This window comes from Paraneptunicella aestuarii, assembly GCF_019900845.1.
GTDB classification, from domain to species: Bacteria; Pseudomonadota; Gammaproteobacteria; order Enterobacterales; family Alteromonadaceae; genus Paraneptunicella; species Paraneptunicella aestuarii.
In genome coordinates, this window is the sequence record NZ_CP074570.1 from 1,770,798 (window position 1) to 1,790,682 (window position 19,885).

The 19,885-nt window shown below is 42.9% G+C and carries 17 protein-coding genes and 4 tRNA genes; 10 read left to right on the top strand and 11 right to left on the bottom strand.

What is annotated here, in order from left to right:
* Positions 1-75 precede the first annotated feature (75 nt).
* The gene (gene miaB, locus KIH87_RS07365) at positions 76-1,512 is read right to left on the bottom strand and encodes a tRNA (N6-isopentenyl adenosine(37)-C2)-methylthiotransferase MiaB (RefSeq protein ID WP_232360885.1); all 1,437 of its coding nucleotides are present in this window, start codon (positions 1,510-1,512) and stop codon (positions 76-78) included.
* A gap of 369 nt (positions 1,513-1,881) precedes the next feature.
* Here miaB and KIH87_RS07370 point away from each other — a divergent pair, with 369 nt between their 5' ends.
* Entirely contained in the window at positions 1,882-3,054 is a 1,173-nt protein-coding gene (locus KIH87_RS07370; protein WP_232360886.1) for an FAD-dependent monooxygenase, read from the top strand.
* Positions 3,055-3,071: 17 nt separating this feature from the next.
* Here the strand turns inward: KIH87_RS07370 and KIH87_RS07375 are convergent, their stop codons facing one another.
* Positions 3,072-3,362, bottom strand: a complete 291-nt coding sequence (locus tag KIH87_RS07375) for a hypothetical protein (RefSeq protein WP_232360887.1) — start codon at positions 3,360-3,362, stop codon at positions 3,072-3,074.
* Positions 3,363-3,708: 346 nt separating this feature from the next.
* Here KIH87_RS07375 and KIH87_RS07380 point away from each other — a divergent pair, with 346 nt between their 5' ends.
* Positions 3,709-4,215, top strand: a complete 507-nt coding sequence (locus KIH87_RS07380; protein ID WP_232360888.1) for a DUF1003 domain-containing protein — start codon at positions 3,709-3,711, stop codon at positions 4,213-4,215.
* Between the two features lie 36 nt (positions 4,216-4,251).
* Complete coding sequence (locus KIH87_RS07385) at positions 4,252-4,992, top strand: mechanosensitive ion channel family protein (protein ID WP_232360889.1); 741 nt, start codon at positions 4,252-4,254, stop codon at positions 4,990-4,992.
* 114 nt (positions 4,993-5,106) lie between these two features.
* Here the strand turns inward: KIH87_RS07385 and KIH87_RS07390 are convergent, their stop codons facing one another.
* From KIH87_RS07390 to KIH87_RS07410, 5 genes are all read right to left on the bottom strand, one after another.
* Positions 5,107-6,519 (bottom strand): alanine/glycine:cation symporter family protein, encoded by a 1,413-nt coding sequence (locus KIH87_RS07390; protein ID WP_232360890.1) that lies wholly within the window; start codon positions 6,517-6,519, stop codon positions 5,107-5,109.
* A 180-nt stretch (positions 6,520-6,699) separates the two neighbouring features.
* Positions 6,700-6,774 (bottom strand) — tRNA-Gln (locus KIH87_RS07395).
* Positions 6,775-6,817: 43 nt separating this feature from the next.
* Positions 6,818-6,892: transfer RNA gene (locus tag KIH87_RS07400), tRNA-Gln, on the bottom strand.
* An 8-nt stretch (positions 6,893-6,900) separates the two neighbouring features.
* Positions 6,901-6,985: transfer RNA gene (locus KIH87_RS07405), tRNA-Leu, on the bottom strand.
* A 7-nt stretch (positions 6,986-6,992) separates the two neighbouring features.
* Positions 6,993-7,069: transfer RNA gene (locus KIH87_RS07410), tRNA-Met, on the bottom strand.
* A gap of 333 nt (positions 7,070-7,402) precedes the next feature.
* Between KIH87_RS07410 and KIH87_RS07415 the strand changes: the two genes are divergently transcribed.
* Both KIH87_RS07415 and KIH87_RS07420 read left to right on the top strand, forming a co-directional pair.
* Entirely contained in the window at positions 7,403-7,864 is a 462-nt protein-coding gene (locus KIH87_RS07415) for a hypothetical protein (protein WP_232360891.1), read from the top strand.
* Positions 7,865-8,084: 220 nt separating this feature from the next.
* Entirely contained in the window at positions 8,085-8,696 is a 612-nt protein-coding gene (locus KIH87_RS07420; RefSeq protein ID WP_232360892.1) for an FMN-dependent NADH-azoreductase, read from the top strand.
* A 250-nt stretch (positions 8,697-8,946) separates the two neighbouring features.
* Here the strand turns inward: KIH87_RS07420 and KIH87_RS07425 are convergent, their stop codons facing one another.
* On the bottom strand, positions 8,947-9,489 hold the full coding sequence (locus KIH87_RS07425) for a glutathione peroxidase (RefSeq protein ID WP_232360893.1): 543 nt from the start codon (positions 9,487-9,489) through the stop codon (positions 8,947-8,949).
* 375 nt (positions 9,490-9,864) lie between these two features.
* Here KIH87_RS07425 and KIH87_RS07430 point away from each other — a divergent pair, with 375 nt between their 5' ends.
* On the top strand, positions 9,865-12,360 hold the full coding sequence (locus tag KIH87_RS07430) for a S9 family peptidase (protein ID WP_232360894.1): 2,496 nt from the start codon (positions 9,865-9,867) through the stop codon (positions 12,358-12,360).
* Positions 12,361-12,507: 147 nt separating this feature from the next.
* Here KIH87_RS07430 and rrtA read toward each other — a convergent pair whose 3' ends face one another.
* Positions 12,508-13,098 (bottom strand): rhombosortase, encoded by a 591-nt coding sequence (gene rrtA / locus KIH87_RS07435; protein WP_232360895.1) that lies wholly within the window; start codon positions 13,096-13,098, stop codon positions 12,508-12,510.
* A gap of 111 nt (positions 13,099-13,209) precedes the next feature.
* On the opposite strand from rrtA, the gene KIH87_RS07440 reads away from it, so the two are divergent.
* Complete coding sequence (locus KIH87_RS07440; RefSeq protein ID WP_232360896.1) at positions 13,210-13,974, top strand: enoyl-CoA hydratase; 765 nt, start codon at positions 13,210-13,212, stop codon at positions 13,972-13,974.
* 16 nt (positions 13,975-13,990) lie between these two features.
* A complete protein-coding gene (gene ggt, locus KIH87_RS07445; RefSeq protein ID WP_408635807.1) occupies positions 13,991-15,736 on the top strand; it encodes a gamma-glutamyltransferase in 1,746 nt (581 codons plus the stop codon).
* 21 nt (positions 15,737-15,757) lie between these two features.
* Here ggt and KIH87_RS07450 read toward each other — a convergent pair whose 3' ends face one another.
* Together KIH87_RS07450 and cysK are read right to left on the bottom strand one after the other, a co-directional pair.
* Positions 15,758-16,222 carry a hypothetical protein gene (locus KIH87_RS07450; protein WP_232360898.1) on the bottom strand — a complete coding sequence of 155 codons (465 nt, stop codon included), beginning with the start codon at positions 16,220-16,222 and terminating at the stop codon, positions 15,758-15,760.
* Positions 16,223-16,387: 165 nt separating this feature from the next.
* Positions 16,388-17,353: a cysteine synthase A gene (gene cysK, locus KIH87_RS07455; RefSeq protein WP_232360899.1), complete on the bottom strand. Its 966-nt coding sequence runs from the start codon at positions 17,351-17,353 to the stop codon at positions 16,388-16,390.
* A gap of 450 nt (positions 17,354-17,803) precedes the next feature.
* Between cysK and KIH87_RS07460 the strand changes: the two genes are divergently transcribed.
* A complete protein-coding gene (locus KIH87_RS07460) occupies positions 17,804-18,640 on the top strand; it encodes an AAA family ATPase (protein WP_232360900.1) in 837 nt (278 codons plus the stop codon).
* A complete protein-coding gene (locus tag KIH87_RS07465) occupies positions 18,640-19,812 on the top strand; it encodes a vWA domain-containing protein (protein WP_232360901.1) in 1,173 nt (390 codons plus the stop codon). The genes KIH87_RS07460 and KIH87_RS07465 overlap by 1 nt, the downstream gene beginning before the upstream one ends.
* Positions 19,813-19,885 lie beyond the last annotated feature (73 nt).

A 19,885-nucleotide genomic window follows, 5' to 3' on the forward strand; every position in this document is an offset into this window, starting at 1 on the left:
TCTCCTGCCCTGCAAATGATGGGGCGCAATAGAATCTGACTATTATGGTTGCATGTGGGGTTAAATGCCAATTTCTCAAGGTTGAAATTGGCTTACACCCAAGCCATCAGGCGCTTGTGTTGCTTTTACCTGTGGCGTTTTTACTTGCGGCGCTTCTGGCTTGGCTCGTTTTTCCATCTGGTCTTCTGTCCGTAACAGTTCACCATGCAGGGAGTTCACATGCACATCGACGATTTTCACATCAACAAACTTGCCGATCATGTCGGGCGTGCCTTCGAAGTTAACAACACGGTAGTTTTCGGTACGACCGCACAGTTCCATCGGATTTTTACGCGATGGGCCTTCAACCAGAATACGTTGTTCTGTACCCAACATGCCGCGAGCGATGTTCATGGCTTGTTGGTTGATGCGTTGCTGTAAGATTTGTAAACGCTGTTTTTTTACTTCTTCTGGTACATCATCAGGTAAGTCTGCGGCAGGTGTGCCGGGACGTGCGCTATAGATGAAACTAAAGCTAAGGTCGAAGTCGATGGCCTTGATTAAGTCCATGGTGTCTTCAAAATCTTGATCACTTTCACCCGGGAAGCCAACGATGAAGTCAGATGACATGCTCAGGTTTGGACGGATTTTCTTCAATTTACGAATTTTGGCTTTGTACTCAATTGCGGTGTGGCCACGTTTCATCATGGCCAAAACGCGATCGGAGCCACTTTGTACTGGCAAATGCAGGTGATCGACCAGCTCAGGAATATCTTCATAGGCTGCGATAATGTCGTCGGTAAATTCAACCGGGTGAGACGTGGTGTAACGAATGCGGTCGATGCCTTCAATCGCAGCAACCAAGTGCAATAATTCTGCAAAGGTACATACCGTACCATCATGGTGATGACCGCGATAGGAGTTCACGTTTTGCCCCAGCAAATTTACTTCGCGTACATTTTGTTCGGCAAGTTGCGCAATTTCGTAGATAACATCGTCTACCGGGCGGCTGACTTCTTCACCACGAGTGTAAGGAACCACGCAGAAACTACAGTATTTAGAGCAGCCTTCCATAATCGAAACGAACGCAGTTGGGCCTTCGGCGCGTGGGTCTGGAAGACGGTCAAATTTTTCAATTTCGGGGAAACTGATATCGACAACTGAGGTTTTCTCGCCTTTTACCTGATTGATCATTTCTGGCAAACGGTGCAGGGTTTGTGGGCCGAAAATAATGTCGACAAAAGGCGCACGTTTACGAATGGCTTCACCTTCTTGAGACGCTACACAGCCACCCACGCCAATGATCAGGTCGGGTTTTTTATCTTTCAGGTTTTTCCAGCGCCCTAATTGATGGAATACCTTTTCTTGTGCTTTTTCACGGATAGAACAGGTATTGAGCAATATCACATCTGCGTCTTCGGCTTCCTCAGTGGCTGAGTAACCGTGGGTGGAATCCAGAAGATCCGCCATTTTCTCTGAGTCATACTCATTCATTTGGCAGCCCCAGGTTTTTATAAACAGCTTTTTGCTCATTGTGGTTCGTTATCCTCAGCACATTGGGGGCTTTTTGTTCTTTTTTGCTAAAGCAAAGCTAAAAGCCATTCCCCTAAAATTCTTTGTCAAAATTGCAGCCGCGTATTTTAGCCAGTTCGTTATGGCTGATCCAGTCTTTGTCGCTATCCTTCATAATGAAATTCATTACTGCCGAATTAAAGAGGCTTTGGAGCGGTTTTAATTGCTTCTATATTGGTAAGTGAAGCAAGTTGAAGAGAAAGTGTGCTTGTTTTCAGTAGGATTATTGAGTTAGCTCATGCAAGACTGTGATTTTGCTCCAAAATTCAGGGGAGATGGCGTATATTCTGCTGCGTTTATGAATTTTAAAGATTGAATTGGGGAGCTTGAGTGAAACAGGTCGATGTTGTGGTTATTGGTGCGGGTATGGTCGGTGCTGCTGTGGCTTTGGGCTTTGCTCAGAAGCAGATGAAAGTGGCCTTGGTCGAACCGAATATGCCTCAGCCTTTCGATGTGACACAACCCCCGGATGTCCGTGTTTCTGCTATTAGCCTGGCTTCTGAACAATTCCTGAGGCAATTAGGTGCGTGGGAGGCTATTTGTGCCATGCGTGTTCATCCCTATAGCCGTTTGGCAGTTTGGGAGGAGCCGGGCAGCCGTACCGATTTTGATGCTCAGGATTGCCAATATGACCATATGGGCTATATGGTCGAGAATCGTATTTTGCAGTTGGGATTGCATCAGATATTGCAGCAGCAAAACAATGTTCTTTGGTTTTCTGCTTATGATGACATGAGCCACGAGAATGGGACGTTGTTGCTCGATGGAAAACCTTATCAGGCTCAGGTGATTGTGGCTGCTGATGGTGCCCAGTCTCGCGCTCGCCAATTAGCTGGAATTGGTACTTCTGGGTGGCAGTATCAACAATCGGTATTGAGTGTTACCGCTAAATGTAAAGGTAACGCTGGAGAAGCCTTAAACGAACAGGATATGAATATCACCTGGCAGCAATTTACGCCCAATGGCCCCAGAGCTTTTCTGCCTTTGTTTGATCACTATGCATCCTTTATTTGGTACGACCAAAATAACCGTATAAAGCAGCTTTCCAGGCTTTCTAATGCTGAATTAAAGAAGCAATTACAGGCCAGCTTTCCTGCTTTATTACCTGAGTTTGATATTGTCACAACGGCGTCATTTCCATTAACCCGAATGCATGCCAAGCAGTATGTAAAAGGGCGTTTGGTGTTGGTTGGCGATGCTGCTCATACTATTAACCCTTTGGCGGGGCAGGGTGTCAACCTTGGGTTTAAGGATGCGGAGCAGTTGTTGAAAGATGTATGCAGTGTGAGTTCTGAGTCCGAAATAGCAAAGAGCCTGGCGCATTATCAACGTATCAGACAGCCGCAAAATTTATTGATGATGTCTACTATGGATGCATTGTATGCCGTATTCAGTAATGAGCTGGCGCCGATTAAGTTTTTGCGTAATGTTGGCCTAACGGCAGCGAATCGTTTTACCTGGGCTAAACAACAGGTAATGAAATATGCGATGGGAATGATGTAAATGACTAGTGGGGTCAGCTACATGCGCTCGCTGGTTTCATGGATACAGTCAACCATGTTTTCCAAATAGGCGATGACGTCGTCACTGGAAAGCTCGTTGTTGTCGAAGGTTGGCATTAATAACTCTACACCCACCATACTGGCAGCATGAGAAATGATCATGGACATTTGATGATCTGTGATGCCTTTTTCAGAAGCCATTTCCATTGCGCGAATAACATCGTTAAGAAGGACTGATTCTGCTTCATTATAGTCATGGAATCGTCCGCTTTGGGGTTTTGAGTGCGTTAGATGTGTCGTTCTCGGCATGAATCACTTCTCCTGCAGTGTGGAATGTATCTATTCTATTTTTCAGTCTTGCTTTCGGTGAGCTTTGGCTTCTACCAAATTACGTCACTGATACAAATTTATAGCATTCATTCGACATTCTTACTCCGTTTTTATTAGGAGTATTTTATTTACTATATCGCTAGAATTTACGCATGCAAGTTCGATGGTGAATATATTACCAATCTTTGATCTAACGCATTTTTTAAGTGGTTGATTCCATTAAGTCCTTTTTTTGCTATTTTCTGTTTTTAAGAGGTTGAAAATTTATTGCATTTGTTAGAATTGGAGACAGAATCGCGATCGCTAACTGATGGTGGGCACTAGTATGAAAAAATATTTTGAAAATCTAGCCAAAGCCCTGTTGGGTATGAACTACAGTGAGCTAGATCAGGCTGAGCGTAATGTTATCGATAGTATTGCTAATAATCGCCCTATTGCAACGGATATAAACCATTCTTTTGATGAGCAACTAACGCTTGGGCAACGCACTGCTGATCGCGTTGCTGAGTTTGGCGGTTCATGGCCTTTTATCATTATCTTTGTGGTTGTTATGATCCTGTGGATTGTTCTGAATACCGTATGGATTATTGAAAAAGAAGCGTTTGACCCCTATCCGTTTATTTTATTGAACCTTATTTTATCGACATTGGCGGCGCTACAGGCTCCTATTATTATGATGTCGCAGAACCGTCAGGCGGCAAAGGATCGAATGGCGACCCGGCTAAATTATGAGGTGAGTTTAAAAACAGATTTGGAAATAATGCAGTTGCAGAAAAAAGTTGATGAATTACGCTCACTGGTTGAGAAACGCCTAAACAATGAGAATAAGTGACGAGAAGAAGTTAAGAGAAGGAGACTAAGTAGTTTTATGTTAGAGCAGATTTGGATTTGGGGTCAGGAATACTGGATTAGTTTGATCTGGTCATTTGCTGTGCTGATCCTGTATTGGATGGTAAACCGTTTTACGATTCCTCTGATTGAAAGAGGTATTGATAACAGTCGTATGAAGTCTGATTCGGCTGAAAAAGCGCATCATACTGTCAGATTGATCAGTGGATTCGTAGCTGCTGCTTTAATGTTGCTCATTTGGGGGATTGATTTTGGTGGTTTGCTGATCCTGTCCACCTCGTTGTTAACGCTAACCGGTGTGGCCTTATTCGCAAACTGGAGTTTGCTGAGCAATATCACATCTTATTTTGTGTTGTTATTTCATAGCTCGTTTCGACGCGGTAATCATATTCGGGTTTTGGATGGTGATAATTACATTGAAGGATTTGTGTCGGAAATTGGTTTGTTCAATACCAAGCTGATTACGGAAGAGCGAGAGGTTATTATTTATCCGAACAATTTGTTAATTGTTCGCCCTACGGTGGTGAATTCACGAGTGCGAGTGAGAACCATTGGCAAAGCATCCGACATTTATAAATTGAGTGAAGATGAACAAAATGTTGAGTTGGATGAATTTAATAACATCATAATTAAATCAGCATCAGAACAAACGGCAAGTACAAAAGTTAAATCGGTAAAAGCAAAATCTAAAGCTGCATCGGCTAAATCTAAAAGAGCCAACAGAAAGAAAAAGCCGAATTTGGATGCCAGTCATGACTAATCGAATTCATCCAAAAAGATAAATTGAAAGTAGGAGTTAAAAAGCCCCGGTTATTGTGAATAAACGGGGCTTTTTCTTTGGATTATTTTTTATTGTGTCAGGGGAAAGCGATGATTATTCCCATATTCCATCTTCAGATTTACCTTGAATTTCACAGTCTCCTGCTTTGTAGGATGGTGTTTGACCATTTTTGCGCTGTTCAAAGTAGTGCTTGCTAATAGAGACAATGGTGGGGGTCATCCATACAATGGCGATGATATTAATCACTGTCATCATGCCAAGTGCCATATCTGCCATTGCCCATACTTGAGGTAATGCTGCCATTGAGCCCCAGAGAATCATTGCCAGATAACCTGAGGTATAAACAATTCGACCAATTTTATTGTCCAGTTTGAAAATGTGCAGATTACTTTCGCCATAAGCATAGTTGGCAACCACGGAAGTAAAGGCAAACAGGCTGATCGCCGCGGCGACGAAATCAATACCGCCTTCACCTAAATGGCTCGACATGGCATCTTGAGTCAAACGTATGCCTTCCATGTGATCGGATTGTGAACCACCCGCCAACAGAATAATGACCGCGGTACAGGTACATAAAATCAAGGTATCAACAAAAACCCCCAACATTTGAACATAGCCCTGCGATACCGGATGGTTGGGGTTTGGTGATGCGGCTGCTGCTGCATGGGGTACACTGCCTGAGCCAGCTTCGTTAGAATATAGCCCGCGTTGAATACCGTTTTTAATGGCTGCACCCAAGGCTCCGCTTGCAGCTTCTTCCAGACCTAAAGCCGAAGACACAATTTGCCAAAGCAATGCGGGAACCTGTTCAATATTGGCGATAGTGACGCCTATTGTCACCAGTACATAACCAATCGCCATAAATGGCACGATCCATTCGGCAAAGTGAGCGATACGGTGCATTCCTCCCACAACGATTAAGCCGGCTAATGTGATGATCACTAATCCGGAATAAAAGGTCGGAACATCATAGGCATGAGCGAGTGCGTCGGTAATAGTATTGGCTTGAACTGCGCTAAAGATAAACCCGTATCCAAGAAACAAGCACAGAGAAAAGGTCACCGCTAGCCAACGTTTATTGAGCCCTTGTTGAATATAATAAGCCGGGCCACCACGAAACTCTCCACGGTCATCTTTTACTTTGTATAGTTGCCCAAGTACGCTTTCTGCAAATCCGGTTGCCATGCCTAATATGGCGATTACCCACATCCAGAATACTGCGCCTGCGCCGCCTAATGAAATGGCGACTGCGACACCTGCCAGGTTTCCGGTTCCGACACGCGCCGACAGGCTGGTGCACAAGGCTTGAAAGGAGCTAATACCTCGTTCTTTCGCGTCTGTATTGGTACTGCCTTTCATGATGGTAAACATGTAGACAAAGTGACGCAGTTGCACGAAACCCAATTTAAAAGTGAACCAAAGTCCTGCTAAAACCAGCATAACAATGAGAACTTGCCCATCACCCCAAAGCACGTTGTTAATTGCTGCCACAATGTCGTTGATCAAAACCGAACCTATTTGTTTATTTCTTATAGTGGTTGGCAATACTGAAGGTTAATGTATGTGATGTAAAGTGATTGAATACGCTTGAAATAAGAGAGTAGGGAACAGAACGAAAAATAGAAGAAAAAGTAGGCTTAAAAGTAAAAACGCCAGACAAAATCAAGTTTATCTGGCGTCTTTATTTGGCTGGGGTAGCTGGATTTGAACCAACGAATGGCGGGATCAAAACCCGCTGCCTTACCGCTTGGCTATACCCCAATAGTCATACCAACAACTATTCGGATTATTGGATTTTAATAAGTGGCTGGGGTAGCTGGATTTGAACCAACGAATGGCGGGATCAAAACCCGCTGCCTTACCGCTTGGCTATACCCCAACAAATAATGGTGCGGAAGGAGAGACTCGAACTCTCACGCCGTGAAGCACTGGAACCTAAATCCAGCGTGTCTACCAATTTCACCACTTCCGCAAAATCCTGGTGGCTAAGGCGGGACTCGAACCTGCGACCCCATCATTATGAGTGATGTGCTCTAACCAGCTGAGCTACTTAGCCATTTGTTTGGTTACTCGCTTTGAGTGGCGCGTATTATGCGTAGTTGCATTTAGGTCGTCAACCCCTTTTTATGACATTGGTGTTAATTGCGCACATACTAATCAAAAACCCTGTTGGTTGAATGATATTTGGGCATATTGCTCGGTTTTTCTTTGTTTAGTTTCGTCTTTTTGTAGGTAAAAGGTGTTTTTAAACTCAGTTTTTCCAAGGTCGGATGTTTTAATACTCAAGCCAATTTGTCGATAACTAAAAAACTTACCGCTTCGTTATGATGAGGGAGATGACGTAGTAAATGACAGTCATCGAAAGGTAAAACATATATAGGAAATAATTATGAAAAATTTACATGGTAAGTGGAATTTTGGGAAAACATTGGTTTTAGGTTTAGCTTTCGCCTCTATTACCTCAATGAATAGTTATGCTCACGAAGTAGCGTCATGTACTACTAGTGGAGAAAAGGTGATTTCATTCTGGACTCGATCGATCTCATATATGGTCAGCAATTTGTCGAGTTCTAATGTTGATGTTGAAATAAAAGTATTTAACCTCTCAGGCAATAGAGTCACTGATTTCAGTGGAGCTGGTTTCAATGTGGTTTCAGGTTACTTTACTCAATCTCCATTGCTTGCTCCTGTAACATTAGGGGCAGGCCAGACAGGTACAGGTGTTGTAGACCAATTCGGTTTTCAGGAAGGTACTGATTATACCGGGCCTGTTAAGGTCTCTTGGACTTCTTCCAGCTGTTTGATAGAACCACTGTTAGTTGATGTTCTGGGAAATGTTGCCAGGTTCTAAAATTTAGTTTCTGAATAGCATTGACTTTGTATGTAAGAGCAAAGCGATTATTGCTTTGCTCTTTGTAGTAACCTTTCTTTCCCGCCTCTATTTAGTCTTCTAAATCTTTAATACTTTCTTTTTTATAGAACGATTCATTTAATTTATTGATATTTTCTTTCCATTTAATCTAATTAAACTGTCTTCCATCGTTTTTAGTCAACATCGTGGAAGCGGAATTATGAAGAATGTATTGGTGATCAACAGTAGCTTGAATGGTGAGTCTGGAAATTCAAACAAGATGACCACCAAATTTATGGAGCAGGTTCAGCAACGTCAACAGGTGCAGGTTACTTCTATTGATCTGCAATCACTGAATTTACCGCACCTGTCAACTGATGAGATGCAGACATGGGGTATTCCTGCAGATGAACGCACGCCAGAGGAGCATAAGTTAGCTGCTATATCGGATAATCTGATTGAGCAGATAAGTTGGGCGGATGTGATTGTGGTTGGAATGCCAATGTACAACTTTGGTGTTCCGAGTACCTTTAAAGCATGGATTGATCGTGTTGCCAGAGCGGGCGTGACCTTTAGATATACCGAAACTGGCCCTGAAGGCTTGCTTAAGAATAAACAAGTCTATGTGATGGCGGCGAGAGGTGGTGTTTATGAGGGAACTGCAAAAGATTCTCAATCAGTCTATCTTCGAGATGTTTTTAATTTTCTTGGCATTGAAGATGTTTATTTTATCTATGCTGAAGGTTTGGCAATGGGACCAGAGGCCGCTGAATTAGCGTGGTCGAAAATAAATGAAAAATATTTTGAACTTATTGAGAATATGAAGGACTAAATTAATGCAGTTAGCAATGCTGTTCTTACTTCGGAAGAAGTAAGCTACAACAGCTAAAGTGTGTTCCAAGTTGAGTGTGCTTATTGCCCCGCTAGTTTAGCGGGGCTTTTTTATGGGCGCCAGATCCTGGCTGTTTTTTATTTAGATGCAGGTTCACAAACCCTTCGACAAAAGCTAACTAATGTTAACGTTTAAGATAATGGGTATTAAAACTCACAAACCTGTTCTTTTCGTTACCCTGTTGTTTTCGTTATTTTAGGGCTTTAACTATGTCAGCAATAAAATCTTCGTCTGTTGGTTTGGTTAATGAACTATAGGAATCAACAATTTCCCCGTTCTTATTCATAAGATATTTGTAGAAGTTCCATTTGGGAGTCGTGCCAGATTTTTTGGCTAACATTCTGTACAGAGGATCGGCATCGTCGCCACGTACTGAAATAGGTTCAAACATAGGGAACTTAACGCCATAAGTCAGGTTGCATAACTCCGCAGTTTTACCTTCATCATTATCTTCCTGATTAAAATCGTGAGATGGAAAGCCCAGTACCACTAAGCCTTTATCTTTATATTCGGCGTAAAGTGCTTCTAACCCTTTGAATTGTGGGGTAAATCCACAGTAACTGGCTGTGTTGACAAAAAGCACGGTCTTACCTGCGTATTCTGTGCATAGGTTAACCACTTCCTGAGAGTTTAGTTTGCGCTTGGCAAATTTTAATAATGAAGGGCATTCTGCGGCGAAGAGCTGACTACTGAACAGCGTTATGGCGATAAACGTAAGGATTCTTGAATACATTGATTTTCTCTTTCAATCGTTTGCTGCCATTAGGGCATGTTGGCATTTGTTTTAATGGTAGCTGATTAATGTTGAAACGGGTTGTTAATTAGCTATTTATTAAAACTGTGGGGTAATAATATTTAACGGCGGAATGTTAATACCGTAACTATAGAGAAACAATAGATAAGACATTGCCCTGCAAAATATTTGCTTGCAGATTGTAAAGTAGCGCTATCGGGGGTTAAATAAACCGCTTTATGTTCCCACATTTACCAATGAATGAAGTCATTGTGTTTCATTATATTACCGTGATGTTGAGATAGAGGTGATAGAAAGCTATAACTTCACGGCTCAATTAAGGGTATGGAACCAATACAACAAGAGATGTTATCAATGTCCAATAATTCAATTAAACGCGTCGCCGTTTTTCTGAGTGTTATTGGTATTAGCGCTTGCACCAGCACTGTTGCTAATACACAAACACCAAAGGCAAGTACCGTCCAACAAAACTACGAAATAGTTAAACCCGTTGCCCCCGAAACCGGATTGATGTCACAAAATGACAAAGTGATCACTCTGGAAAAGATTATGTCTGATCCCGATTGGATAGGTCGTCAGCCAGAAAGCGCTTACTGGGCGGATGATAGCCAGTCTGTTTTCTATTCGCGTAAAAGAGCTGGGTCGGTTGTACGAGATTTGTGGACGACAGGCATCTCTTCAGATAGCGCGTCTTTGGTAGACATTGCTGACTTACACAAAGTGCATTATGCCAATAGAATTCTGAGCAAAAACAAGCATTTTGCTGCCTGGTTAGCATCGAATAACCTGTTTGTGAAAGATTTACAGAGCGGGCAAATACGCCAGTTAACCAAAGGCGTGGAAGGAATTCGTAATCTGGCTTTCATCGATGATGGTCGTTTAACCTATAAAATCGGCGATGCCTTATATGCGACAAATCTTAATGATGGTTTTGTTGAGCAATTAGCATCCTGGAAATTTGCTCCGGAAAAAACAGCGAATAAGCCCCCTAAAGATTATATTGCCGCTGAACAGCAAAAGTTGATTGGTTATATTCAAACGGTCAGAAAGCAAAATGAACAGCGTTTTGATTATCAGCAACAAATTATTGCCCAAAACGAGACGGCAACCAGAAATCCGTTTTACCTGACCGAAGGCTTCGAGACGGTTAACGCTACGCTTTCTCCTGATGGCAAAAAGTTGATAGTCGTTATTGCCAAAGATGTTCCTGAGAATGATGACACTGATGTGATGCCACATCATATTCAGGAAGATGGTCGTATTGATATTAAAAGTGTACGCCGCAGAGTGCTGGATGAAAAACCGATTGAGCACCAGGTCTGGTACATGGACTTAACCACAAATCAGGCGCACCAAATTGGTTTTGAATCTTTACCTGGATATAACGATGATGTGTTAGCTGACGTTAAGCGTGAAAATGCCAAAGCTCAGGGAAAAGAATACACGGTTAATCGTTTGCCTCGTTCATTAGCGATTATGGAAAACTGGGGTGACAATGTTGATAGTGTTGCCTGGAATAGTAAAAGCGATCAGGTTGCCATTATGTTGGAAGCCTGGGACAACAAAGATCGCTGGTTAGCCACGGTTGACTTTAAAAAACATAAGCTGATCTCCCAACATCGTTTACATGATGATGCCTGGATCAACTATCACTTTAATCAATTTGGCTGGTTGAATAACAGCGATACTTTGTATTATTTGTCGGAAGAATCGGGTTATGCCAATCTTTACCTTAAGCCATTAAATGGCAAGGCTTACGCTTTGGTAAGTGGTCAATTTGAAGTTGATAGCCTGACGTTGACCAGCAATGATGAATACTTTTATTACAGTTCTAACAAGCCGCATCCGGGCATGTATGAAATCTATCGAGTTAATATTGCCAACAAGAAATCAGAACGTCTAACTCAGTTACTGGGTAATACCAGTTACGAATTGAGCCCTGACGAGCAGACATTACTGCTTACTCATTCCAAGATCACTATGCCACCGGAGTTGTATATTCAAGCTGCTCAGCCTTCAGAACAGGTAACTCGTATTACTCACACAGTGAGTGAAGAGTTCTTGGCTATGCCTTGGGTGATGCCAGAAATTGTTCCTGTGAAATCCAGCCATGTAGATGCACCTATTTATTCTAAACTGTATCGCCCAGCTTCAAGCTCTGACGAAAAACACCGTGCGGTGATTTTCAACCACGGTGCTGGCTATTTGCAGAATTCGCACTTTGGTTGGTCTGGCTATTTCCGTGAGTTTATGTTCCACAGTATGTTGGCGCAACAAGGTTATGTTGTGATGGATATGGATTATCGCGCATCGGCTGGGTATGGTCGTAACTGGCGTACAGCGATTTACCGTCATATGGGTAAACCTGAAATTGAAGATTTGGAAGATGGTGTGAACTGGATGGTGGAAAATGCCAATGTTGATCCTAAGCGTGTAGGAACCTACGGTGGTTCATATGGCGGGTTTATGACCTTTATGGCACTATTTACCAAGCCAGAACTATTCCAGGCTGGAGCGGCATTACGTCCGGTGTCTGATTGGGCACATTATAATGGGCCTTATACTTCCAATATCCTGAATACACCGGATGTTGACCCTATTGCTTATGAGCGTAGTTCTCCTATTTATTTCGCCGAAGGCTTGAATAAACCTATGCTGATTAATGCGCCAATGGTCGACGACAATGTATTCTTTTTGGATGTTGTGCGTTTGGTACAGCGTTTAATTGAATTGGAAAAACAGGACTTTGAAACAGCGATATACCCAGTAGAGCCTCATGGTTTTGTGCAACCGAGCTCTTGGTTGGATGAATATCGCAGAATCTATAAGTTGTTTGAAGAAAATCTCTAGGGACGCATAAGACTTATTTGTCGTCATGGCGGCTTTGACCGCCATCCAGCTACAGATTAATGTAAGGCTGGATGCCGCATCGCTGTGCGGCATGACGGTGTATTTTGGATACTGTATTGTTGTGCAATATGATGGTTGGAAAAGATGTTATCTTTTCTTTAGTCCTGATGTCAGCATTGACATTATCGCAACGAACAAGCCAGCAATGGCTCCGTATAAATGCGATTCAATCGCCACATTGGCATTAATCAATTCAGCGATAGATTCATTAGCACCGTATATTTGTTCTGACGCGATTTTAACGATCAACACCGCAAGTAATACCCATCCCGTTTTCATGCCGCGACGAATATCGTGATAAATGCCCCAGGCGAATACACCATGTAGTGCGCCAGAAAGCCCTACATACCAGACTCGTTCAGGGGTAAACAAAAAGATAGCGCTTGTTACGACAAGCCCACAAAATAACACCAAAGACAGATATTTGCCGGGAGAATAGTAATCACCGTGTAGCATCCACAAAATGATCAACCCTGTGATATTCAGTATTAGATGAAAACCATTCGTGTGCAGCAGGTTGCCTGTTATTAATCGCCATAATTCGAAAGCACTCACCGCAATGCGATCATAAATCAGTGTCGTTTGTATATCCGAAGCGAGAAAAAACAAAATACAACTTATGCTACTCAGGATAAGTGGGCCAAGCATGTGCCTTGCTGCCCAGGGTAAATTCAGCATTCTCAGGAAATTCCTTATTGTTACAGCCTTATAGAGAAGAACTCATTGCAAGATTGCGCGACAAAGTTTATGTTTGCTGGCACTTCTCAGCAACCCCATCAAGCAATTTAAATGTCTAATATCCGAGTCGAACAAAACCAATTGGTTCTCACTATCACTTTTAACCGTCCAGACAAACGTAACGCCATTTCACCCAAGATGTATGAAGAAGCCGCTATTGCATTGGAATCTGCGGTTGATAACGACGATGTTAAAGCGGTATTGATTCAGGGGGAAGGGGAGCACTTTACTGCTGGCAATGATTTATCACATTTTGCCAAAGTTGAAGATGAAGAGCATTTTGCTGAAACAGTACGTTTTATGCAGGCATTAATGCACTGTCCTGTGCCAGTTGTTGCTAAAGTTAAAGGACAAGCGGTAGGCATTGGCACCACCATGTTATTGCATTGTGATTTCATTTATTGCTCCAGAAGCGCTGTGTTTTGTATGCCTTTTATTAATCTGGCATTAGTGCCGGAATTTGCAGCAAGCTGGATTTTGCCAAAGCTGGCTGGTCATCCTAAGGCCAGTGAATGGCTAATGTTAGGTGAGCCTTTCGGTGCGGATGAAGCTTTGCAGTATGGCTTGGTCAACAAGGTTTTGCCTGATGATGAGTTGGATACTGCCGTACAAACGGTAATGCAAAAATTGGCAAGCAAACCTAAATTAGCTATGCGACATACCAAAGCGTTATTGAAGCAGGATCTTGAAACCGTTAAATTACACATGGCTGACGAACTGGATGTGTTTTTTAGTCAGCTAGGTACAGTTGCTGCAAAAGAGGCGTTCGCTGCATTTTTGGAAAAACGAGCGCCAGACCCGACTAAATTTAAATAACCAGAATTTGGAATTTATAGTGAGAAATCTTCTGTTTCTTGTTGCTGCTTTGACACTCATTCCGAGCAGCTATGCGGATAACAAAAAACAGCGTGAAGACCGGGAGCCGGAAGCCACTACGGGATATTATTCCAAGAAGGCTCATGTCGCTAAGCAGTATATGGTCAGTACCGCCAATCCTTATGCATCATGGGTTGGAAAGCAAGTCATAAAGCGTGGTGGTAATGCCATTGATGCGGCTGTAGCCATTCAAGCCATGTTGACATTGGTTGAACCTCAGTCGTCGGGTATTGGCGGTGGTTCTTTTATCCTGTATTGGGATAATAAGAATAAACGATTGCATACCTTTGATGGTCGAGAGACCGCACCTGACGCTGCTAACCAGTATTTGTTTATTAAGGATCGTAAGAGTATCCCCTGGAAAGAAGCCGTAGTGGGCGGACGTTCTGTGGGCGTTCCCGGTACGCTTAAAGCCTTGGAAATGGCACAAAAGGAATTTGGTAAGCTTGCCTGGAAAGATTTGTTTAATGAAGCGATTGATACGGCATATCAGGGCTTTACGGTTTCCCAAAGGTTGGAAACGCTGTTGTCTTGGGATTTACATCCTGGTCTCAAAGAATTCAATAGCAGTAAGCGTTATTTCTATCCTAATGGCGAATATATCAAGCAGGGCACTGTTCAAAAAAATGGCGATTTTGCGGCTGTGCTTTTTGGTATCGCCAAAGAAGGTTCTGACTTTTTCTATAAAGGTGATTTAGCCAAACAAATCGCCAAAACCGTTCAGACTTCAACGATAAACCCCGGCTTGCTGGAAGAGTCTGACATTAATAATTACCAGGCGAAAAAGCGTGATCCTGTTTGTGGTAATTACAAAACCTATAAAATTTGCGGTATGGCGCCGCCTGCTTCGGGCGGTATCAGTGTGTTTCAAATATTGAAAATGCTCGAAGACTATAAACTTGAGCAATACAAGCCGAATCAGCTTGAAGCGGTTCATTTGATCACCCAGTCTTCGCGTTTGGCTTTTGCGGATCGTGAAGCCTATATTGCCGACCCGGACTTCACTCATTTGCCTTTCGGTGCGCTGATAAACAACACCTATTTGCAAAAGCGTTTGAAATTGATCGATCCAGCCAAGGACATGAAAAAAGCGCGTGCGGGCTCTGCTTATTCCACCGCTTTTATTCAGGTAGATAATGCCTTTGACTTGCCTAATACTTCTCATATTTCCATTGTCGATAAAGAAGGCAATGCGGTGTCTATGACCAGTAGTATCGAGTATGCATTTGGTTCAGGCTTGATGGTTGAAGGCTTTTTGTTGAATAACCAGCTTACGGATTTTGCTTTCTTGCCCAATCGCGGAAAATACAAGGCGCTTAACCGTGTTCAAGCAGGCAAGCGCCCGAGAAGTTCTATGTCTCCGACCATGGTTTTCGATGAAGAGGGTGAGTTGTATTTTGTTATTGGCTCACCGGGCGGTAGCCGGATTATTAACTATGTAGCGCAAACGTTAGTTGGTGTGTTGGACTGGGGGCTAGATGTTCAACAAGCCATCAATTTGCCTAAGTTCACGCATAGAAATGATTATGTTGCTCTGGAAGAAGGGACTGATATCGTAAAACTGCAACAAGGCTTGGAAAAGCTGGGACACGAAGTAAAAATTATTGATTTAAACAGCGGTTTACATGGCATATTGATTAAAGATGGAAAGTTGATCGGGGGGGCAGATCCCCGTCGTGAAGGTGTAGCAGTAGGGGAATAAGGGTTATTCCCCATTTATGCATTACATGTATTTATCGGCTTTTATACTATCTACCAGCCATTTGTTTTGAATTTTTAGCATCTTGACCGTACGTAGATCATCAATCTTATCGCCATTGCTAAATCCGGTAAAAAAGATAGAAACATCTGATTGTACTGCGAATTCGGTTCGTCCTACGTCATCACCAGAATCAACTTGCATTTCCGGAACATCATCGTAAGTGAGATTAAGGATGTGGCGTTGAACTGAACGATTGGTGTGATATGACTTTAATAATCGTGTCATTTTGGGAGTGGTGTACTTAAGTGCTTGATCCAGCGTTGCGTCTTTATTGTAAATGGAGTTGAAGAATAATAGTGCAGCTCCTTCCGGTGTTGAATCGTCCATCATGCCATATTTGCCCGCTCCCTGATTTTGATTTGTCGCTTCTGAGCATGCTGTTAAAAACAAAACGGCTATAAAGATCGAAAGAAGGTTTTTCAACATAATACCGACTAATCCCAAAATATAAGAAGTTCTGATTGGCTTAAGTGTGTGGCTATTATGTTAAAAAGTAAAGAGTATGTGAAAAAGTAAGGGAGGTTTTGACCTCCCTTTAAATGGAATCGAAATAGATTTGGTCATTAGGCCGTAGATTGCGGCCTGAATGGATTACTGCTCTAGTTCAAGGTCTGAGAATTGACCTGCAAACAGAGGGCTGCTCAGGTAACGCTCTGCTGAGCTTGGCAAAATAACAACGATGTTTTTGCCTTCAAACTCTGGGCGTTCTGCAAGACGAGCCGCTACAACGACTGCTGCACCAGAAGAAATACCAGCCAAAATGCCTTCTTCTTTCATCAGGCGGTGAGCCATAGCGATAGCGTCGTCGTTGCTGACCTGCTCGACCATGTCAACCAAATCCAAATCCAGGTTACCAGGAATAAAGCCCGCGCCGATACCTTGAATTTTGTGAGGCCCTGGAGTGAGTTCCTGACCTGCTTTTGCTTGAGTAATAACTGGGGAATCAGTCGGTTCAACCGCAACACTGATAATGTTTTTGCCTTTGGTTTGCTTAAGGTAACGAGTAACACCTGTAATCGTACCACCAGTACCCACACCTGCGATGAAGACATCTACCTGACCGTCGGTGTCTTCCCAGATTTCAGGGCCTGTCGTTTGTTCGTGGATAGCAGGGTTTGCAGGGTTATCGAATTGTTGTAGCAAGACGAATTTTTCAGGATTTGCTTCAACGATTTCCTGAGCCTTGGCAACCGCACCTTTCATGCCTTTAGGAGGATCAGTTAAAACCAGATTTGCACCAAGTGCTTTTAACAATTTACGACGCTCCAAGCTCATGCTGGCTGGCATAGTCAACGTTAGCTTATAACCTCTGGAAGCGGCTACGAAAGCTAAAGCGATACCCGTGTTACCAGAAGTTGGTTCTACCAACTCTTTACCTTCAGACAGGATGCCACGTTTTTCAGCGTCCCAGATCATGTTAGCGCCGATACGGCACTTAACGCTGAAACTAGGGTTTCTGGCTTCGATTTTTGCAAATACGTTGCCTTTGGCGACTCTGTTCAAGCGAACAAGAGGTGTATGGCCAATTGATTTTGAGTTGTCGTCGAATATATGCATCTTGGTTCCTTAATTGGAATAATAAGTGTTGTATAGAGGAAATCTCATATACAACCGCACTTAATTAACTGATCAATCTGATCTATTGCTCAAGGTCTGTTTCTCGTGTTTATGGCAACAAACTCATAATGACAGGAAACCCAGACCCATATTTACCTAAACATATAAAGCGCTATGTGCTCTCTCTGCTTTACTGCGTGGCGTGCGTTCAGTTTTTGCACGTTCGCTACAGTTGGCAACAAATAAAGCGAGTTATTAACCATATTTTGGCCTGCAAATACGCATTTATGTGTTTAGGCATCGATATGTTAGTCTAGAGTAGGGATATGGGCGCAAAACGAAAGTGCTTTTTGCTATAACTTATTTTGAATATGTTTTAGCGTTTGAGATATCTTTGTAAATCATCAACATTATAAAGCAGTTATTATCTGGAATTTAATTGGAGAGACTATGTCGTTCACTGGAACTGATAGCTATGTTGCCAGCAGAGAATTGCAACTTGCTGTTAATGCCGCCGTTACACTGGAAAGACCATTATTGATTAAAGGTGAACCAGGTACAGGTAAAACCATGTTGGCGCAGGAATTAGCGAAAGCATTGGATACCGACCTTTTACAGTGGCATATCAAATCGACGACCAAAGCTCAGCAAGGTTTGTACGAGTATGATGCAGTTTCTCGTTTGCGTGATTCTCAGCTTGGTGACGAGAAAGTTAAAGATATCAGCAATTACATTATCAAAGGCAAGTTATGGGAGGCGTTTACCGCTGAAAAACGTCCTATATTGCTTATTGATGAAATCGACAAGGCTGATATCGAATTCCCCAATGATTTATTGCAGGAATTGGATCGCATGGAGTTCTACGTGTATGAAACTCGCGAGACCATTTCTGCTAAACAACGCCCGATTGTTATTATTACTTCTAACAACGAGAAAGAACTGCCCGATGCCTTCTTGCGTCGTTGTTTCTTCCACTACATTAGCTTCCCTGACGAACAGGAAATGAAGCAAATTGTGGATTTGCATTTCCCTAATCTGAAACAGGAATTACTGAGTGAAGCCATGCAGTCTTTCTTTAATCTCAGAGACATTAACGGATTAAAGAAAAAGCCGTCTACTTCCGAATTGCTGGATTGGCTGAAGTTGCTGGTGGCGGAAGATATTCCGGTTGAAGTGTTGCGCGAAACTAATACCAAGAAAAGCATTCCACCACTTTATGGTGCGCTATTGAAGAATGAACAGGATATTCATCTGTTCGAAAAACTGGTGTTTATGGCGCGACGTTAATGCTCATTCCCTTTTTTATGAAAGTGCGGGAATACAAGGTTCCCGCCAGTATTCGTGAATTGTTGGATTTACTGGCAGCCATGAAGCATCAGGTTGTTTATGCCAGCCTGGAAGATTTCTATCACGTTTCTCGTTTGTGCCTGGTGAAAGACGAATCTAACTTCGACAAGTTTGATCGGGCATTCGCAGACTACTTTCAAGGTGTTCAGAGTATCGATTTGTTTTCTCATGACATTCCCGATGAATGGCTGCGTAAAGAGTTTGAGCGCTTGTTTACCGAGGAAGAGAAAAAGCAAATTCAGGCCCTGGGGGGGCTGGATAAGCTCATGGAAACCTTGAAGCAACGTTTGGAAGAACAGAAAGAACGTCATCAAGGTGGTAACAAATGGATTGGTACTGGCGGTACGTCGCCCTTTGGTGCTTATGGTTATAATCCGGAAGGGGTACGAATAGGACAGGATGGTAATCGTAATTTTTCTGCTGCCAAGGTGTGGGATGAACGTAAGTTCAAGAATTTGTCATCTGATGTAGAGCTCGGAACGCGAAATATTAAAGTCGCACTGCGCAAGTTACGGCAGTTTGCTCGTTCAGGTGCCGCAGAAGAGCTGGACTTGGACAAGACCATCGGCGCAACCGCCAGAAATGCCGGAATGTTGGATATTTGCATGGTGCCCGAGCGTCACAATGCTGTGAAGGTGCTGTTGTTTTTTGATATTGGCGGTTCAATGGACAGCCATGTGAAAGCGTGCGAAGAGCTCTTCTCAGCCTGTAATACCGAATTCAAGCATCTGGAATACTTCTATTTTCATAACTGTGTCTATGATTATGTATGGAAAGATAACGCTCGTCGCAAGCAGGACAAGATGCCGCTTTGGGACGTGATCCACAAATATGGCAGTGACTATAAGCTGATATTTGTTGGCGATGCCACAATGGGGCCTTACGAAATCACTTACCCCGGTGGTAGCGTTGAATACTGGAACGAAGAGCCTGGTTCTGTCTGGATGCAGCGTTTACTGGACCATTTTAAAAATGCCATCTGGCTAAACCCGCAAATTCAGCAGTATTGGAGTTATTATCCCTCAATCAGCATTCTCAGTAAGTTGATGGAAGGGCGCATGTTCCCGCTCACATTGCAGGGATTGAATGAAGGGATTAAGGAGCTTTCCTAGAGCGCTGAATTAGAGAGCTGAATTAGATTGCTGGTCAGGCTTGGTTCCGTCTTCTTTTGACATGTCGAGAGCA

Coding starts and splice junctions, on each gene's coding strand:
- KIH87_RS07465 (WP_232360901.1), top strand. CDS start 18,640: ATGCTCATTCCCTTTTTTATGAAAGTGCGGGAATACAAGGTTCCCGCC.
- KIH87_RS07415 (WP_232360891.1), top strand. CDS start 7,403: ATGAAAAATTTACATGGTAAGTGGAATTTTGGGAAAACATTGGTTTTA.
- KIH87_RS07440 (WP_232360896.1), top strand. CDS start 13,210: ATGTCTAATATCCGAGTCGAACAAAACCAATTGGTTCTCACTATCACT.
- KIH87_RS07460 (WP_232360900.1), top strand. CDS start 17,804: ATGTCGTTCACTGGAACTGATAGCTATGTTGCCAGCAGAGAATTGCAA.
- rrtA (WP_232360895.1), bottom strand. CDS start 13,098: ATGCTGAATTTACCCTGGGCAGCAAGGCACATGCTTGGCCCACTTATC.
- KIH87_RS07385 (WP_232360889.1), top strand. CDS start 4,252: ATGTTAGAGCAGATTTGGATTTGGGGTCAGGAATACTGGATTAGTTTG.
- KIH87_RS07450 (WP_232360898.1), bottom strand. CDS start 16,222: ATGTTGAAAAACCTTCTTTCGATCTTTATAGCCGTTTTGTTTTTAACA.
- KIH87_RS07375 (WP_232360887.1), bottom strand. CDS start 3,362: ATGCCGAGAACGACACATCTAACGCACTCAAAACCCCAAAGCGGACGA.
- KIH87_RS07430 (WP_232360894.1), top strand. CDS start 9,865: ATGTCCAATAATTCAATTAAACGCGTCGCCGTTTTTCTGAGTGTTATT.
- miaB (WP_232360885.1), bottom strand. CDS start 1,512: ATGAGCAAAAAGCTGTTTATAAAAACCTGGGGCTGCCAAATGAATGAG.
- KIH87_RS07425 (WP_232360893.1), bottom strand. CDS start 9,489: ATGTATTCAAGAATCCTTACGTTTATCGCCATAACGCTGTTCAGTAGT.
- KIH87_RS07420 (WP_232360892.1), top strand. CDS start 8,085: ATGAAGAATGTATTGGTGATCAACAGTAGCTTGAATGGTGAGTCTGGA.
- KIH87_RS07380 (WP_232360888.1), top strand. CDS start 3,709: ATGAAAAAATATTTTGAAAATCTAGCCAAAGCCCTGTTGGGTATGAAC.
- cysK (WP_232360899.1), bottom strand. CDS start 17,353: ATGCATATATTCGACGACAACTCAAAATCAATTGGCCATACACCTCTT.